At 66.3% G+C, this 16448-nt stretch carries 17 protein-coding genes; 9 read left to right on the top strand and 8 right to left on the bottom strand.

Going from position 1 to position 16448, the window contains the following annotated elements:
* Position 1: 1 nt before the first annotated feature.
* Genes ACSVDM_RS11135 through ACSVDM_RS11150 form a run of 4 tightly spaced genes read right to left on the bottom strand, consistent with a single transcriptional unit; the run spans position 2 to position 2995 of the window.
* A complete protein-coding gene (locus ACSVDM_RS11135) occupies positions 2-337 on the bottom strand; it encodes a hypothetical protein (RefSeq protein WP_225280027.1) in 336 nt (111 codons plus the stop codon).
* A complete protein-coding gene (locus tag ACSVDM_RS11140; protein ID WP_439264467.1) occupies positions 334-1632 on the bottom strand; it encodes an aromatic ring-hydroxylating oxygenase subunit alpha in 1299 nt (432 codons plus the stop codon). Before ACSVDM_RS11140 ends, ACSVDM_RS11135 begins: the two co-directional genes overlap by 4 nt.
* Positions 1629-2216, bottom strand: a complete 588-nt coding sequence (locus ACSVDM_RS11145; RefSeq protein WP_181696049.1) for a carboxymuconolactone decarboxylase family protein — start codon at positions 2214-2216, stop codon at positions 1629-1631. Before ACSVDM_RS11145 ends, ACSVDM_RS11140 begins: the two co-directional genes overlap by 4 nt.
* Complete coding sequence (locus ACSVDM_RS11150; RefSeq protein WP_439264468.1) at positions 2213-2995, bottom strand: SDR family NAD(P)-dependent oxidoreductase; 783 nt, start codon at positions 2993-2995, stop codon at positions 2213-2215. The genes ACSVDM_RS11145 and ACSVDM_RS11150 overlap by 4 nt, the downstream gene beginning before the upstream one ends.
* 282 nt (positions 2996-3277) lie before the next feature.
* On the opposite strand from ACSVDM_RS11150, the gene ACSVDM_RS11155 reads away from it, so the two are divergent.
* The 4 genes from ACSVDM_RS11155 to ACSVDM_RS11170 all read left to right on the top strand — a co-directional run bounded on the left by ACSVDM_RS11155 (position 3278) and on the right by ACSVDM_RS11170 (position 7767).
* A complete protein-coding gene (locus ACSVDM_RS11155) occupies positions 3278-3856 on the top strand; it encodes a TetR/AcrR family transcriptional regulator (RefSeq protein WP_439264470.1) in 579 nt (192 codons plus the stop codon).
* 211 nt (positions 3857-4067) lie between these two features.
* Complete coding sequence (locus ACSVDM_RS11160) at positions 4068-5522, top strand: LVIVD repeat-containing protein (RefSeq protein ID WP_439264805.1); 1455 nt, start codon at positions 4068-4070, stop codon at positions 5520-5522.
* On the top strand, positions 5519-6184 hold the full coding sequence (locus ACSVDM_RS11165) for a DUF305 domain-containing protein (RefSeq protein ID WP_225280023.1): 666 nt from the start codon (positions 5519-5521) through the stop codon (positions 6182-6184). Before ACSVDM_RS11160 ends, ACSVDM_RS11165 begins: the two co-directional genes overlap by 4 nt.
* Positions 6175-7767 carry a GMC oxidoreductase gene (locus ACSVDM_RS11170; RefSeq protein WP_439264472.1) on the top strand — a complete coding sequence of 531 codons (1593 nt, stop codon included), beginning with the start codon at positions 6175-6177 and terminating at the stop codon, positions 7765-7767. The genes ACSVDM_RS11165 and ACSVDM_RS11170 overlap by 10 nt, the downstream gene beginning before the upstream one ends.
* Before the next feature lie 6 nt (positions 7768-7773).
* Here ACSVDM_RS11170 and ACSVDM_RS11175 read toward each other — a convergent pair whose 3' ends face one another.
* Positions 7774-8400 carry a TetR/AcrR family transcriptional regulator gene (locus tag ACSVDM_RS11175; protein ID WP_439264474.1) on the bottom strand — a complete coding sequence of 209 codons (627 nt, stop codon included), beginning with the start codon at positions 8398-8400 and terminating at the stop codon, positions 7774-7776.
* A gap of 102 nt (positions 8401-8502) precedes the next feature.
* Between ACSVDM_RS11175 and ACSVDM_RS11180 the strand changes: the two genes are divergently transcribed.
* The 3 genes from ACSVDM_RS11180 (at position 8503) to ACSVDM_RS11190 (ending at position 10966) form a co-directional block, all read left to right on the top strand.
* Positions 8503-10092, top strand: a complete 1590-nt coding sequence (locus tag ACSVDM_RS11180; protein WP_439264476.1) for an MFS transporter — start codon at positions 8503-8505, stop codon at positions 10090-10092.
* A gap of 315 nt (positions 10093-10407) precedes the next feature.
* On the top strand, positions 10408-10719 hold the full coding sequence (locus ACSVDM_RS11185) for a hypothetical protein (RefSeq protein ID WP_439264478.1): 312 nt from the start codon (positions 10408-10410) through the stop codon (positions 10717-10719).
* A gap of 4 nt (positions 10720-10723) precedes the next feature.
* Positions 10724-10966, top strand: coding sequence for an outer membrane protein assembly factor BamB family protein (locus ACSVDM_RS11190; protein WP_439264480.1), 243 nt, complete (start codon positions 10724-10726; stop codon positions 10964-10966).
* Between the two features lie 72 nt (positions 10967-11038).
* On the opposite strand, the gene ACSVDM_RS11195 is transcribed toward ACSVDM_RS11190, so the two are convergent.
* The gene (locus tag ACSVDM_RS11195; RefSeq protein ID WP_439264481.1) at positions 11039-11461 is read right to left on the bottom strand and encodes a hypothetical protein; all 423 of its coding nucleotides are present in this window, start codon (positions 11459-11461) and stop codon (positions 11039-11041) included.
* A 1299-nt stretch (positions 11462-12760) separates the two neighbouring features.
* Here ACSVDM_RS11195 and ACSVDM_RS11200 point away from each other — a divergent pair.
* The gene (locus tag ACSVDM_RS11200; RefSeq protein ID WP_439264483.1) at positions 12761-13321 is read left to right on the top strand and encodes a DUF3558 family protein; all 561 of its coding nucleotides are present in this window, start codon (positions 12761-12763) and stop codon (positions 13319-13321) included.
* 202 nt (positions 13322-13523) lie between these two features.
* Here the strand turns inward: ACSVDM_RS11200 and ACSVDM_RS11205 are convergent, their stop codons facing one another.
* Positions 13524-13934 (bottom strand): VOC family protein, encoded by a 411-nt coding sequence (locus tag ACSVDM_RS11205; protein ID WP_439264485.1) that lies wholly within the window; start codon positions 13932-13934, stop codon positions 13524-13526.
* Between the two features lie 444 nt (positions 13935-14378).
* Between ACSVDM_RS11205 and ACSVDM_RS11210 the strand changes: the two genes are divergently transcribed.
* The gene (locus ACSVDM_RS11210; RefSeq protein WP_439264486.1) at positions 14379-15374 is read left to right on the top strand and encodes a hypothetical protein; all 996 of its coding nucleotides are present in this window, start codon (positions 14379-14381) and stop codon (positions 15372-15374) included.
* A gap of 194 nt (positions 15375-15568) precedes the next feature.
* Here ACSVDM_RS11210 and ACSVDM_RS11215 read toward each other — a convergent pair whose 3' ends face one another.
* Positions 15569-16447, bottom strand: coding sequence for an MEDS domain-containing protein (locus tag ACSVDM_RS11215; RefSeq protein WP_439264488.1), 879 nt, complete (start codon positions 16445-16447; stop codon positions 15569-15571).
* Between the last annotated feature and the right edge of the window lies 1 nt (position 16448).

Genomic DNA, 16448 nt, shown 5'->3' on the forward strand with positions numbered 1-16448 from the left:
CTCACGGCCAGGGCGCGGCGACGCGCTCGAGCTCGGCATCGGCGCTGTCGACCGGTTTGGGTTGCTGGAAGATTTCGACCGCCATGGCGACCATCACGAGCGAATACACCAGGTGCAGTAGGTGAATCGCGTCCTCGGGCAGGTCGTCGAGCGGGAATTTGTCGCAGTAGGCCAGGGCGTCTTCCAGGCGGGGAAAGCAGGCGTCGTAGAACTCGAGCAATTCCTGCATGGAGCTGCCGAGGCGGCGGGCGTAGCGCTCGTGTTCGGTGGCAAGACACCAGGTGGCGGCGAACCGCTCGAGGTCGGCGAAGGCGGGTGGGAGCATGGTCGACGTCATCGGGCACCGGCCTCGGTGCGGTACTGCTCGACCCAGTCGGCGACGACTTTGTGGAAATGGCGAACCAGGATTTCCTGATCGTTGACGGGGTAACGGGTGATACCCGCAGTGCGATACGCCGATTCCAGCGCCGTCTGCGTGCCGGTGAGCATGCCCGCGTCCTGGAGCGCGAATTCCTTGAACACCACCGAGGCGACTTCGTGTTCGACCCGCTCACGAACCGTGCGCGCGGGCTGGAAACACAGCATCCCCTCGAACCGGTGGGTGTTGTACGAGGTGGGCCAATAGCGGTAGAGCAGATACCAGCCCCGGTAGATGAGGATCTCGATATTGGGGAAGATCTGGAAGTTGTCGATGCCCCACGGTTCGATCCGGCCCGGATTCAAGCCCTTGGGCGGCTCACCGATGTCGGGTGATTCCCACGGCCCGACCAGACCGCTGCGGGTGACCCGTTCGATCGGATACATGAATTCCGCGGGCAACGTCCAGCGGCGCGCGCCGCCGGTCGACACCATCCGATGCGGGCCGTCCACCTGGAAATGCGCGCACTCGAAGCCCTTTCCGGGCGTTCGCACCGCACTTGGCACCTGCTGGGAATGCAGGCCGGGAACGTGGTAATACTCCTGGAACGCATCGGCGAACAACTTCCAGTTGCTCTGGTTGTCGGCCGTGAACTCGTACCACTCCGTCATCTTGTCGAACGGATAACCCTCCAGATCGGTGATCATCGGGCCGAGGAATTCGCGCAGCGTCTGGCGTGGTGTGTCGTCGAGATTGACGAAGATGAAGCCGGCCCACACCTCGCAGTGCACCGCCGCCAGCCCCAGCCCGGCCTTGTCGAGGTCGAAGAACTCGTCTTCCTGCTGCACGAAACTCAGCGAGCCGTCGAGCCCGTAGCGCCAGCCGTGATATTTGCAGGTGAACTGACGGCAGACCCCCGAGGTCTCGGCCTTGGGAAACTCGTTCCACACCAGCTTGTTTCCGCGGTGGCGGCACACATTGTGGAAGGCGCGCACCGTACCGTCGTGGTCGCGGACCACGACGATCGACGTGCGGACCGCTTCGATTTCCTTCGTGAAATAGCTGCCGGTGCGTGGCAGTTGCTCGATCCGGCCGACATTGAGCCAGGCCCGGCGAAAGATCGCGTTCCGCTCGAGTTCGAAGAACTCCGGCGAGACCGAATCCTCGAACGACATCATGGACGTGCCCAGTTCGGGGTAATGCTCGGTCCAGCTGCCTTCGGCGGGCCTCGGCCACTGATGCCGGGTGGCCGGTTCTTCTACGAGTTCACTCATGATCGTTCCTCCCGTTCCGGGTCCGGTTGCAGCGCAACGCTGTTGAGCACCATCGCCAGGCACAGGTACGAGCCGGCGACGAACAGCAGCTCGATGAGCTGCCTGCTGTCGAAGTGCGATTCCAGCTGCGCCCAGGTCGGGTCGTCGACGCGGTGCCGGGCCAGCAGCTGATCGGTCATGGCCAGCAGGCACCGCTGCACCGGCGACCAGACCGGGGAATGCGATCCGTGGCGGATCGCGGAGATCTGTTCCTCGGTGACGCCGAGACCGGTGGCGATCCGGACGTGCTGCGCCCATTCGTAAGCCGACTCGCTGCGCCAGGCCACCCGCAGGATCACCAGTTCGCGGTCGCGTGGGTCGACCGTCGGCCGCTCGATGAGCTGCCCGTTGTAGGCCAGCCACGCACCGGCCAATTCCGTATGGTGGGCCAGCAATCCGAGAATGCCCGGCATGGCCGGGGCATCGGGCGCGCCGGACAGATATCGATCCGCCGATGTCACGTGACCCCGGAACACCGCCCGCGTGTCCTCGTCCCAGTCCCGCACCGGTAGCGGCGCCAGGCGGGGAGTGGCCGAGCTCCTCATATCACCGATCCGCCGTTCACACCGAGAATCTGGCCGGTGATATAGCCGGCCTGTTCCGAACACAGGAAGACGCACGCCGCGGCGATGTCGTCACCGGTTCCCAAGTGCCCCACCGGAATCGCGGCCGCCATCCGTTCGTTGTCGGGCAGGTGCCCGGCGGCTTGGGACCGGCGCGACATCGGTGTGTCGATGCCCGAGGGCGGGATCGTGTTCACCGTGATGCCCGCCGCGGCGTACTCCCGCGCGAGGGCTTTGGTCATCGCGACCACCGCGCCTTTGGCGGCGGTGTAGTGCACCATTCCCGGCGAACCGCGCTGCGCGCTCGACGACGAGATCGTGACGATGCGACCCCACCCGGCCGCGACCATGTCCCCGACCACCGCCTGGGCGCAGTGGAAGACCCCGTTGAGGTTCACGTCGACGATGCGGTTCCACGCCTGCGGGCTGATGTCGGTGAACGGTGCGAAATCCACGGAACCCGCACTGGTGACCAGGATTTCGACGGCACCGAACTCGGCCCGCACCTTGTCCATGGTCGCCCGGACAGCATCGCGATCGGTGACGTCGACCGCGGCGGCCATGGTCGCCGCACCGGCTTCGCGCAGCTGTTCGGCGGTGCGTTGCGCGGCCGCGCCGTCGATGTCGAGAACCGCGACCCGATGGCCCGCCGCGGCGAACGCGGCGCAGATGGACACACCCATCCCGGAGGCGCCACCGGTCACCACGGCGACCCGGGCGGGTGCGGTCGAGCCCGAAGGCGTTGGGGCTGTGTTGTTCATCCGAATTCCTCTGCTCTCGGCAAGGCAGCGAGCACCCGTTCCGGGGCGCGATGGCGCCGGCTGCGCGGCGCGGGAAACCCTTCGCCGGTGGGAAGGGCGGTCAGTGTGAATGGCCGTCGGCGAGCCACCGAAATGACCTGTCAGGCCTGATCCGGGGTCTTAACCGACTGCTCAATTTGAGCGAGTGATTAAGATATACGTGACGACGCTCACCACTGTCAAGGGTGTAGCGCGACGCTCGCGAACGGCGATGTGCCGCTCGCCCGACAGACAGGCCTACATGTGAAGCCCGCCCGTGACGCCGAGAACCCGACCACCCGTTCCGCTTTGCTCGACGCGGCCGAGCGCATCATGCTCGAGGAGGGCTATGCCGCCGTCAGCTCCCGACGCCTCGGCACCACGGCGGGCGTGAATCCCGCGCTCGTCTACTACTACTTCGGCAACATGGACAATCTGTTCGTCGAGTTGTTCCGGCGCGGCGCCGATCGCAGCTACGAACGTCAACTGCGTGCGCTGGAATCGCCGCAACCGCTGTGGGCGTTGTGGGACGCCATCAACGACCAGTCCCAGACCGCGCTGACCATGGAATTCGTCGCGCTGGCGAATCACCGCAAGGCGATTCGGGCCGAGATCGCCGAGTCCTCCCGCCGATTCCGCGCGCTCCAGCTCGATGCCGTGTCCTCGGCGCTGGCCGATCACGGCGGCGCGGGCTACAGCCCGGGTGCGCTCATCCTGCTGATGTCGAGCGTCTCGCGCTTCCTGCGCATGGAGGAGGCCTTCGAGGTCGACACAGGCCATGCGGAGGTCGTCGAACTCATCGAATCGTTCCTGCGCGAGGTCGAAGGCGAGCGCGTGAGGTAACCCGCCTCTCCGCTGCGGGAACGTTCCTTCCGGCTTCGCTCGATTTCGTTCCGGCGGGCGAGTCCGAGTGGTAGCGTCCGATCGACAGTAACATGGTTACTACTCGAGAAAGGCGCCCTCACCTCGGGCGACGACTGCATACATGAGATCTATTTCTGCCCGTGCGCACTGGCGCGCCGGACTGATTCTCGTCACCGCGTTGCTGGTGTCGATGGGCGCGGTGAGCGCGCACTCCCAACCGGCCGCGAGTCGGGTCGACTGCCTGCCGGGATCCGCGCCCGAAACCGGCCTGCAGGGCGACGTTCCAGCGGCCGATCGCGACAGCGGACGGTCCCGCGAGGGATTCCGGTGCAACATGCGGCTGCTCGGCGCGGCGGGCGGTCGCGGCGGTGGCATCACCTCGGTCACCTTCGAGCACTGCGCCTACGTCGGCACGTTCTTCCCCGGTGACCTGCTCGGCCCCGACGCGGGCGTCCACGTCCTGGACGTGCGCGACCCGTCGGCGCCGGTGCACACCGCCACGCTGACCGAGCCGGCGATGCTCGCCGGTACGTGGGAGAGCTTGAAGGTCAACAAGGCCCGCAAACTGCTCGTCGGTGCGGGGGTGCCCGCGTTGGTCGGTGCCGGCCTGCTGTCGATCTACGACATCAGCGACTGCGCGCACCCGCGCCTGCTCAACCCCGGTACCGGTACGAATCCGCTGCTGCCGCTGCCGATCACGGCGCACGAGGGTGGTTTCTCCCCGGACGGGCGAACCTATTGGAGTTCGGGCACGGCGCCCGGCCTGCTCAGCGCCGTCGACCTGACCGACCCGGCGAATCCCCGGGTGGTGTGGCAGGGGATGCCGGGGATGTCCATGCACGGGCTCGGCGTCTCCCCGGACGGCAACCGCCTCTACCTGGCGAACAACCTCGGCGGCATGAAGGTGCTCGACATCAGCGCGGTGCAGCGGCGCGATCCGTCTCCGCAGGTTCCCGAACTGTCGGACATGACCTGGTCCGACGGGTGGGCCACCCAGCACACCGTTCCGGTGACCTACGGCGGAGTGCCGTATGTGTTCGCCGTCGACGAGGCGGGATCGGGCGGTGTGAAACTCATCGATGTCGCCGACGACCGTCAGCCCAGGATCGCCGGGTCGATCAAGCTCGAGATCAATCTGCCCGAGAACCAGGACTCGATGCTCGCCTCGGCCGCGGGAGGATCCCTGTTCGCCTACGACGCGCACTACTGCGCCGCCGACCGGCCCGCCGACCCGACCGCCCTCGCGTGTGGCTGGACCTCGTCGGGAATCCGCGTGTTCGACGTACGCGATCCCGGTGCTGTCCGGGAGATCGGTTACTTCAATCCGCCCGCGCGGACCGGCGAGAACGCCCAGCTCTGGAATTCCCCGCACGCGCTGGCCTCGATCATCGGCGTGCCGGTGCTCTCGGCGCCCGCGGTGGTCCAGTCCATGTTGCGCGGCGTGTTCGACCCCGCCCAGGCGCTGAGCGCGCGCAGCGGCACCCTCGCCCTCGGTGATCTGTCGACCGACTGGTGCTTCTCGCCACCGGAATGGCGTGGCAACCAACTCTGGACCACATGCGCGGACAACGGTTTCCTGGCGCTCGAGCTCTCGCCCGAGGTCTACACTCCGCCGCCGGACCAGGACTCGACGACCGGATCATGAGACGGCACAACGCTTTCCGATACGCCGGATTCGGTGCGCTGGCGATCTTGCTGCTCGCCATGGGAGCGGCGCTACGGCCTGCGCTGCCCACGACGACGAGCGCGCCGAAGGTGCTCAGTGAGACCGAGATCGGTTTCATCCAGGACATGCTTGCCCACCACACCCAGGCGATGCTTCTCACGCAACGACTGGACACCGGCGCCGACCCGTTCGTCGTGGGACTCGCCCGTCAGATCGCCGACGAGCAGCGCACCGAATCGGGCATGTTCCTCGGCTGGCTCCGGTTGGCCGGCGCACCGGTCACCAGCGACAGGGCCATGGCGTGGCTGCCGGATGACCTCCACGGGCAACGACATTCGGCAGGACAACCGATGCCGGTGATGCCGGGCACTGTCACGGCCGCCGAGCTGGACCAGCTCTCGGCCGCGCGTGGCACCGAGGCCGAGATCGTCTTCCTGCGACTGATGCTCAGACATCACGCGGGTGGCGTCGACATGGCCGCGGCGGCCGACGCCGTGCTCACGGGCGGCGAGGTCGAACGCTCGGCACGCGAGATCGTGCGCACTCAGGGCCAGGAGATCGGCCTGCTTTCCCTCCTACTGGAACGGCGCGGGGTCGACCCGTGCCAGGACGACACGATGAAGGTTTCGACATGCCGATGATGACCCGCCGCGCACTACTCGGCGGTGCCGCAGGCGCCGGACTACTGCTGGCCTCCGCCCGCGGCGCCGCCGCCACTCCCGGGATCGCCGCCCGCACCGGCGGGATCCCACTCACCAGGGAGGAACGCCGGGCGGTGGTGATCGGCTCCGGCTTCGGCGGCGGCGTCGCCGCCCTGCGCCTGGCCCAGGCAGGCGTTCCGGTGCTGCTGCTCGAACGCGGCCGACGCTGGGCCACCGGGCCCAACTCGGAGACCTTCCCCCGCGCCACCCAGCCGGACAAGCGGTTGCTGTGGCATCGATCCAGCCCGACACTCTTCGGCACACCCTTGATCTTCGACCGCTATGCCGGACTGCTCGAAGCGGTCTCGGGCACGGGGATGACCGCGCTGTGCGCGGCTGGGCTCGGCGGCGGATCGCTGGTGTACCAGGGCATGTCGCTGCAACCGACGCGCGAAGTCTTCGAGACGCACTTCCCGGCCGGGATCGACTGGGAGCGCATGGATCAGGTCTTCTATCCGAGGGTGGCGCGGATGCTCGGGCTGGCCACCGCGCCGGACGAACTGGTCGACAGCGCGCCCTACGCGGCGGCGCGGATCTTCGCGGAGCGGGTTCGCGGAGCCGGACTGCCGCTGTCGAAGATCCCGATGCCGATCGACTGGAACTACGCACTGGCCGAGCTGCGTGGGGAGATGAAGCCGTCCTACACCAACGGCGACGGCGCGATGGGGGTGAACAACGGGGGCAAGAACTCCGTCGACGTCACCTATGTCGCCGCCGCCGAGACGACGGGCATCGTGGACGTGCAGACCCTGCACGAGGTCACCGACATCGAGCGGGCTCCCGACGGCCGCTGGGTGGTGCGGGTCGACCGCATCGACACCGGCGGCGTGGTCCTGGAGAACAAGGTCATCACGACGCCGACCCTCGTGCTGGCCGCAGGCAGCCTCAACACCACCCGCCTGCTGGTGCGCGCCGGTGCCAAGGGCGCGATTCCCGACCTGCCGGACGAACTGGGGAAGGGCTGGGGTACCAATGCCGACCGGATCTATGTCTGGCGGGATCCGTCGGCGAATTTCGGTGCGGCCCAAGGTGGCCCGGTCGTCTTCGGGAGCAAGAACTGGGACGATCCGCAGGCGGCGTTCACCTTCATCCAGGCGTCGATCCCGCCGCTGTCGCTGGACGCGGGCAGCACCATGCTCGTCGGGTACGGGGTGAGCGACGGACGCGGCGACTTCGTCTACGACGCCGGATCCGACGACGCGCGACTGCGCTGGCCCCACGAGGGTGACCGAGGCATCCAGGCGCACATCGATGCCGCGATCCGTCGTGTCGCGGGCCCGAGCGCACACCTGATCGACACCAACGCGATCTTCCCCTCCACTTGGCATCCGCTGGGTGGGGCGAACATGGGCAGTGTGTGCGATCTGGAGGGCCGGGTGCGCGGCCAGCGGGGCCTCTACGTCCTCGACGGCGCCCTCATGCCCGGCAATACGGCCGCGTGCAATCCCTCCATGACCATCGCCGCGGTGGCCGAGCGCGCGCTGGATGTCCTGGTGCGCAACGATGTCGGTGTCGTGATCTGACGGGAGCTAGCCGGGGTGTCGCCCGGATCCGTCGGTGGTGATCGCGGCGCGGGCCGCGAGAAAGTCGTCGACGATCCGGGCGCAATCCTGGGGAGTCGATTCGCGCAGGCCGAGCAGTTTGGCGAAGACGAGCGGGCCGACCAGCTGCGACAGCGCGAAGTAGGTGTCGAAGTCGCCCAGTTGCGCACGGGCCTCCGGTGTTTCGAGCACCTGGTCGAACGGCGCGCGGTACTGATCGATGAGGCGCCTGCGCAGCGAGGTGATGGCGGGGCTGTCGGCCGTGCGGTCGGAGCCGGTCGCCAGCCACGCCAGGGTCGACACCTGCAGGGGAGTGTCCCTGATCGCGTCGGCCTGGCGCTCGAGCAGAGTGATCAGCCGGTCGCGCAGCGGGCCTTCGGGTGGGGTCTGCACCGCCGAGGGCAGCAGGCGTTCGATGGTGGCCGCCCGCAACTGGACCGCGTTGTCGAAATGCCGGTACAGGGTGGTCCTGGCGACTTTGGACAGTTTGGTGACGCCCTCGATGGTCACCGCCTCCAGGCCGCCGTTCTGCAGCAGGGTGGTGGCGGCATCGAGCAGCCGGGCACGTGACCGCACGCGGCGCGGATCGACCTCGTCGGCGTCGAAATCACTCATATCGCCCAGTATTCCGCTGTCGACCATCTCGTAGGCCTACCTCCCGGCGCATACTTATGCTACATCTTGTAGCGAAGCGATACTGATAGTAGCGGAGGACAGATGGTTTCCACCGGACGTGCCCGATTGTCTTCCGTCCAGCGCCGCCTGCTGACGTTGTCCTGTCTCGCCGTGGTTCTGGTCACCGCTTCGATGGCCGCGCTGTACACCGCGCTGCCGCAGATCGCGGCCGATACCGGCGCCAGCCAGGCCGAACTCACCTGGATCGTCGACGGTTACACGCTGGCCCTCGCCTGCCTGGTCCTGCCGGGCGGTGCGCTGGGGGACAGGTACGGCAGGCGCATCGTCCTCGTCGTCGGACTGGTGATCTTCGCCGTCGGTTCGGCGGCGCCCCTTGTGCTCGACAGCCCGCTCTGGCTGATCGCCACGCGGGTGTTCACGGGAATCGGTGCGGCACTGGTGATGCCGTCCACGCTGTCGCTCATCACCGCCGGCTTCCCCCTGGAACGCCGGGGCAGCGCGGTCGGATTGTGGGCAGGAGTCGCCGGTGTCGGCGCGATCCTCGGCATCCTCGGCTCCGGTGTGCTGATCGAAAACTGGTCCTGGGTCGCGATTTTCGTCGGGATGGCGATCGCGGGCGCGCTGCTGTCGGTAGCCGCGTGCACCCTGCCCGAATCGGTCGACACCTCGCGGTCGGCGATGGACCCACTCGGTACGGTGACCAGCGCTCTGGCCATCGGCGCGATCGTCGTGGCCGCCATCGAGGTACCCGCGCGGGGGTGGCTCGATCCGTTGGTGCTCGGTGCGACGGTCGCCGGTGTGGTCCTCGGTGTCGTCTTCGTCGTTGTCGAGAAGCGGGTGGCGCATCCGCTGATCGATGTCGGGCTGTTCGCCGACCGGGGTTTCGGCAGCGGCACCGCGATCGTGACGGTGCAGTTCCTGGTCACCTTCGGGCTGTTCATGCTGATCGTGCAATATTTTCAGCTGATCCTCGGCTACCGTCCGCTGGTCTCGGCACTCGCGCTCGCACCGATGGGTCTACCGATGGTGGCGATCTCCGTGATCGCACCCCGGCTCGCGACGCGGTTCGGGCTCCGGGTTCCCGCCTTCGCCGGTCTCGCGTCGATCGGTGCCGGGATGTTCCTCATCGCGCAGGTCGATGTGCACACCTCCTACCTGGACGTCCTCGGTCCGCTGCTGCTGATGAGCGCCGGAATCGGGCTGTGCACCGCGCCCGCGACCGCCGCCATCGTCGACGGCACACCCGTGGCGAAACACGGTGTCGCCGCCGCGGTCAACGATGCCGCACGTGAAGTCGGCGCCGCCATCGGCATCGCCATCTCGGGCAGTGTGCTTGCCGCCGGATACGGCGAGCGGATCGCACCCGCCCTGCCGAGCCTTCCCGAGACCGCCCGCGAACCGGTCGGTGATTCGCTCGCGGCTGCCCTCGAGGTGGTCGCGCGGGCGGGACCGGTCGCCCAGCAACTCGGCGACTTCGCGAAATCCGCGTTCCTGCACGGCATGCGGGAATCCGCGATCGTGCTGGGATTCCTGACGATCGGTGCGGCCGTCCTCATCGCCGCGTGGGCACCGGGCCGCCGTCCGACCGCCGATGCCGTGGACTCCGACGAGGACGTCGGCGGCCTCGAGCCAGGGGCTCGGAACGGTGTGGTCGAGATCGCGAAGGAGTAGGGGCTACCCCGGTTCCGTACAGGTGTCCCGGCGGACCTTGCGGTGGGCGATGATCCGGTGATCGAGGCGAGGATCCTGCACGAAACCCTGGATGCTACTCATCGACACATATGGTCGGTGTATCGAAAATCTCATATGCTCCGGCAACACGGTGCGCCTTTGACTCGACGTATGGAACGAGCCAGCCCGCGCACGTCAGCGGTGGTGGCCTCGAAAGTTGCTGTGGGCTAGTGAAAGCGAGGGTATGACGATGATGACGTCGGCGGACTACTTGGATGCGGGTGTGCGGTGAGACAGTCACCTACGCCGCGCCCGATGGAATCGGTTCAGAACCGCAGTGTGGGGTTTTCTCTGCTGCGCTACGTCGCCATCGGACTGGTACTGGGCGGATGCCTCGCCGCCGTCCTCGGCGCGATCTTGACGATGCTCGTTCTGGGAGGCCCTTCGTGCCAGTCGTTTTGCGAGGTTCGTCAATCAGGCAGCCATGCCGGGGTTGTCACTCGTGAGGAGTCGGTGCGGGCAGTCGAGCGTGACAAGCGCGTCGCGATGGGTAGTTTCGTCGCGGCGGGGGTCATGATCGGCACAGGACTCGCCATGGTGGCTGGTGTTCGGCGCGCCGGGCGGTGAGTTCGTGCAGGCTGACGATCCGCCCGCCGTCTCGGGGAACTCGGTGTTCGCTGCGAGCGTCGGGGGTGTGGTGTGTGCCCTCGACGCGACGACCGGCGCGGTCCGCTGGCGGACCGCGGTTGGCAACGCGGAGATCCCCCACGCCCCGATCGCCGTCGGCCCCCGGGTATGCCACGTAAAGGGGATCGGCTTGGTGTCATGGAACACCGACCGCGTCGCGGTCGGTGGACTCACCGCGCTGAAGTAGATGTCCGGCGGCAGAGCCCTGCGTGCCGAGAGGGCGCCTAGGAGCTGAGGGGCACTGGTCTCCGCTCAGCTCCTAGATGTCACTGGCGCCTTCCATCTCGATGATCACTCGATCCTCGGTGATGTCGACGACGGTCACCGTGGTGTAGCTGTCGGTAATTCCGCCCTGCACCGTGGTTGCTTCGGCGGCGCGCACAGTACTGGTCACCCACCCGAACAGCGCCTTGATCTCCACCACCGCGATATCGCCCTCGACCGCGACCAGGCGCACTGGCTTGCCGTAGGCCGTCGCCGACGGATCTTCCACGCGCCGGTCGAACACCACCGTGCAGACCATCGGAACTCCGTTGTCGCACGAGGCTTCACCACCTGGACCGTTCTCCGTCGGGGTGGTGTACCACAAGCCGAAGAACAAGCCGCACGGGCAACAGCACAACATCACAACGATCAGCACATGTGGACCGAATTCGCGGAAGAAGTCACGCACCCACCCCATGTACCCGATCGTCGCACAGATTCTGTTCTCGGAAGCTCGATCTTGCTGTCGCTGTGCGTATCCCGCGCGGCTGGGTTGCCCAGTGGTCAGTGCTCGCAGTCGTTGTGCACGGGCGGGCAGTAGGCGGTGGTGCCGCACGCGAGGCAGGTGTGGTTGTACAGGTCTTCTACGACGTCAGGCACGCGCCTACTTGTCGCCGGCATGAGCGCCCTGCCTCAAATGATCGGCCGTCGATCATGGTTGTTGCGTTGTGTGGAGGGCGGATACGTCGTGGCGATCCTTACTGGTGCTGGTTGTTGCGGCAGCGACTCCGTGCCGCTGGTGCCCACCCGATCAAATGGCCCATTCGGACCAAGTCCGGAGCTGCATGTCGTCTCGCAGTAGCAGTCAGTAGGGCGATTCGATCACTATGCACACCGCCTGATTCAGCGGACGTCGTTGGTGCTGGACTGACGGCACGATCGCCTCGAAGTCCTTCTGATCCAGTGGTCTTCTCCGCCAACCGTCCGCTTCCAGAGCGGGTTGGCGGAGTGTTCGAACCGGCGACCACCTGACGATGGTTCACATCGTCCCGAAGCTACCCGAGAGTTCCGAAAACTGCTGGTAGATACGAGTGTTTACGAAATTCGCATCTTGGTCGCTTTTTATTATTTCCCGTTGATTCCGGCAATTTCTGTGTGATTGATGTGTGCCGTGTTGACTACCGTAGTAAGCAGCTGTCCTTGCGGACGTGAGCGTCGACAGCTTCGGACGTGCTTGTCCGATCTCGCGGCAGATACGTACACAACCGCTTGGATTTCGAGACCTCCGCCGCGTTCATCCAAGTATCTCCTCCAGCGTGCTCAGCACTCGGCTGCGAAAACGCTATCCAAGGCCGACACAGGCAGCCCGTACCCTGACGGACCACTTGCGTTGCACCAGCGAAGTCGGCATCGGATTCACCGACGCGCGGGCTCGCGCGACGCCCGACGTGATCCGGTGCGACGCAAGTCTGTTCGACGACGCACCACCAGCGTCGGTGGGACGGACCGCGCGGTGGGTCGAACCGGTACTCGTTGAGCATCTGGATTCTTGCCAGCTCGACCGGCAGGAGGCCAGACCAGGATGGCCGCCGAGAAGACCGGCCGAAGCTGCGCCTAACAGTTCGCCCGCACTTCTACGCGGTCGATTTCAGCAGCGCTCAGGCCTCGGAGCGGCGCACTGTGCGCCGTGTTGCGAGCTCTGGTTTCATGGCGGCGGGAGGAATGTCTGATGGCGATAGGTTCCTGTGCTCGTCCGTGGTGGCTGGGGTGGTCGGCTATGGGGATGGTCGCCGTGGCGACGGCCGGGTGTGGCATCGATGTCGGCTCGAAGCCTGCGGTCGTGACGACGGCGAGCGCAATGACCTCGCCGGTTCCCGCGTTGGCACCGCAGCCGTGGACATTGGCCGAGCTCACTTATCACCCATGTAGCGTGCTGGACAGTGAGGATCTCGCACGTTTCGTGCTCGACCCAGCAGTTCGAGCCGACACACCCCCGGAGGACTTGTCGGCGTGTTCGTGGTTCTCGATCCAGACGTCGTTGTCGGGGCGTTTCAACATCCGATTCGCTCCGGCCAAAACAGACCTCAGCGATCTCTCACAGCGGAGGGTGTCGGATCCACTCGAACAGCAGATCGCGGTCGGGGGACAGCGCGCGGTGCTGAAATCTGAGGCACGCCCCGATGGCCGAAACGGCAGCTGTAGCGTGCACGTATCGGTACCCTCCGGTGGCTCGTTCTACCTCGGGATCGCCGCAGCGGGGATCGCCACCGGCGTCGATTGGGACGTGTGCGCCAAGACGATCGACATCGCCACCGTTATCTCCGGGCGTCTACATTGAGCCGATTCAGACGGTGACCTCGAGCTGGTACCGGGACCACAACGCGGTTATTTCATATCGGCGGCTCCGCACTTCTTCGCCGCGTCCTCGACCGGAAACGCCAGTCATCGTCGATGACTACGCGACGGTGGAATCGGTGACGCGTTCGAACACTGATGCGTCCTCGAGCTGGCGACCTTTCATCGAGCAGGTCGGCCCGGTATTACGAATCACGGCCGGAATTATTGCGCAGCACGCAGAACTCGTTGCCTTCGGGATCAGCGAGGATCACCCAGCCCGAGCCATCGGGGTTCCGATGATCGGCGACAAAAGTGGCACCGATGCCGCGCAGCCGGTCCACCTCCTCATCACGTGAGGTCTCGGGGCACAGACACAGATGGATCCGGTTCTTGATCGTCTTGGACTCGGGTACCTGGTTGAAATGCAGTACCGGGCCCTCGGCGAGCAACACTTGAGTCTCCTCCGCACCTGGTCCGTCCTCCGGATGCGTCGGGCTGCCGGTGACGGCGCTCCAGAACAGAGACAGCGCATAGGCATCCGCACAATCGATCGCCACGTGCTGCACTCGGGAGACCATGGCGCGATCATTCCCGAACTCCACGCCGAAAACCACCGAATTACAGCATCTGGTGGGCCGAAATCCTGCTGGTTACACACCCCGCACGGGCCGGACCGTCGCAAGCTGCACTCGGGTGTGGGGGAGTGGTCGGATACGCGGGGCGGGTAGTTTCCCGCAAGGCTGTCGGTCATGGCGCGAGACCGTGCAACGGCCTGGCTCGACGGAATCGGTCGCTGTGCCAGACGAGCGAGGCCTGGGGGCGCCTCGGTATCAGACGATTCCGCGCTACTTCAGTGCGTTGTGCGGTCATTTTCGGGCCGGGCCGAGAGCGGCAAACGACCGCCCAGATCCAACAGTTCGCGGAGCACGCTGTCTGGATCGACCGTGCGGGCCATGAGAACCAGTGGTTCTCATGGCTGCGGAAACCGCTCCTGAACGCAGGGTGCCACGGACCGGCAGATACCGCGCGTGCGTGGGCGGTTCGCCTAGTCTCACGTCATGACAGCATGGATTGAGGTCCTGACAGCGCTGACCTCCGGTCCTGACGTACCCCTCCGAGGCACCGTTCGGGAGATCGGTGCTGCCGCTCGGGCAGATGGGTTTGTCGCGATCGGGTCGAGTCCCATGCTTGTCGTCGCCGATGACGGATGCAGGGTGTGGCGTCACGGAGACCGGCTTCGTGTCGAGCACGAAGATGGGCGGCCGATTTTCGTCACCGATGGCATTCACGCCTGGGACTTCACCGCGGATCTGGAACGCCCTCGCGTTGGCCCACCTGACCGCGTGCATTATCTGGGCCCGACTCAGCTCCTACTGCGGCGAAAGGCCGCGGAGTGGGCCGGTGATGATTTCACCCGGCCTGCCGGTCCGGTGGAAGAGGTCGAGTTCGTCGGCCGGGCGTGTTGGACGGTCGAGTTGGCTCCGCCTCCCCGAAAGCCTGAGCCGCTGCGGATTTGGGTCGATATGGAGTCTGGCCAGATGCTCGGATACCGGTCGGAGGCGGCGGGCGTCGGTGCGCAGTTCGTCGACCTCGTGGTTGGAGAGCCCATTGCCGACGCACAGTTCGTATGGGGCGGACCCGTGGTCACACCGGAGCAACACCAGCAGATGCTTCAGGATCGATTCGCGGCGGTCAAGCGTGTGCAGACCGACTGGTTTGCCGAAACCGTCACCGCAGCGCCGATCCTCGCACGCGTGCCGATCGACTTCACCCCGGACGCCGTTCCGTTCCGAGATCCGGATTCCGGGGCATTCGATGCGATCAACGAGCACACGATGCTCTCTCGGCGCCCGCGTAGCCAGGAAGGATGGACTCCTCGCTGGGGCATAGCGCACTTCATCTGGTCCACGCCGCGCTGGGACTGGGCGGCCGCCGCCCGTGACGCGGACCTCGACGACGAGGCGATCCGTCAGCTCCAACACACCCGGCATCCCGATGAGCCAATCGCCCGGCAAAGACGAATCGTTCCCCCTGGACGAGGCCGGGTCGAGTAGGGCCCGCCTCGATGCAGTGAGTTCAGGCCGGCGACCGCCCTCTCTCCTGTGGCGACTTATTGGCCACCCTGATACGACCATCCGGCCCAGGTCGACACGTAGGCGAAATCGGCGATCCCACCAGATTCGGTGCGGCGGTGGTGAAGTCGCGATCGAACCGAGAGATCACGACGGCAATCCGCACGGAAGCCGGCTCAGGAATCAGTGCGCTTGATCAACCGTCGGGGATCGAAATCCATCACGCTCCATACCCGCTCGACGACGGGATGGGCGTTGACCAGCCGTATCGACCGGTGTGCACGCTGGGACGGATCCATGCCAGCCAGTACCGCCGAGGCGCGCACACTCAGGAACGCCAGACCGCTGACGTCGAGGTCGGCGCCCTCGCTCGGCAAGACCTCGAGCGCGCCGATCAGGGCGGGAATGCTGAATTGATCGATCTCGCCCTCCAGGAAGCGGTGGCCGTCTCGCCAGTACATCCCGAACGTCGTGGGGACCCGGGAGGGGCCGTGGCGCAACGGGTGTACAGCCATGACCGCGCCCAGATCCTCGCCGGTCGCGGTGAGGTCGTAGGCACACATCGCGGCTACCGGGTTACCGCCGGCCATGAACGCGTCGGCGACGTGTTCCCACCGGACGTGACCGGGACGGCGTGCGGGATCGAGGTTCAGGGCGGTGATGTCGGTGAAGACGCGAATGCCCGCGAAACCCGCGTCGAGGGCCGATGCGACTTCGCCGCGGAAATGAGCAAGCTGGGCTTCGGCGTCGATCGGCGCGGACAAGTCGTAGACGTCCCCGAGGGAGGTATGGGTCAGCTCGTAGCCGGCATCGGCCGCGTCGAAAGCGGCTCGCAAGCGGTCACCGGCATCGTCGTCGTCGGTGACCGCGAGCAGCCGCTGCCCGAGCGCGGCACCCTCGAGCAGCCATTCCACGGCGGCGCGGTCGCGTTCAGCGCGGGTGGTATACGCCACGCAGGCATGATCGTGGCAGCCGCCGCTTCGCTTATCGATCAGTGCACCAGCCGCCCTGGCCACCGAGGAACCGCGCGCGGGTGCGGAGAGATCGATCGACATA

Source organism: Nocardia sp. JW2 (genome assembly GCF_051843015.1).
GTDB lineage: Bacteria > Actinomycetota > Actinomycetes > Mycobacteriales > Mycobacteriaceae > Nocardia > Nocardia coubleae.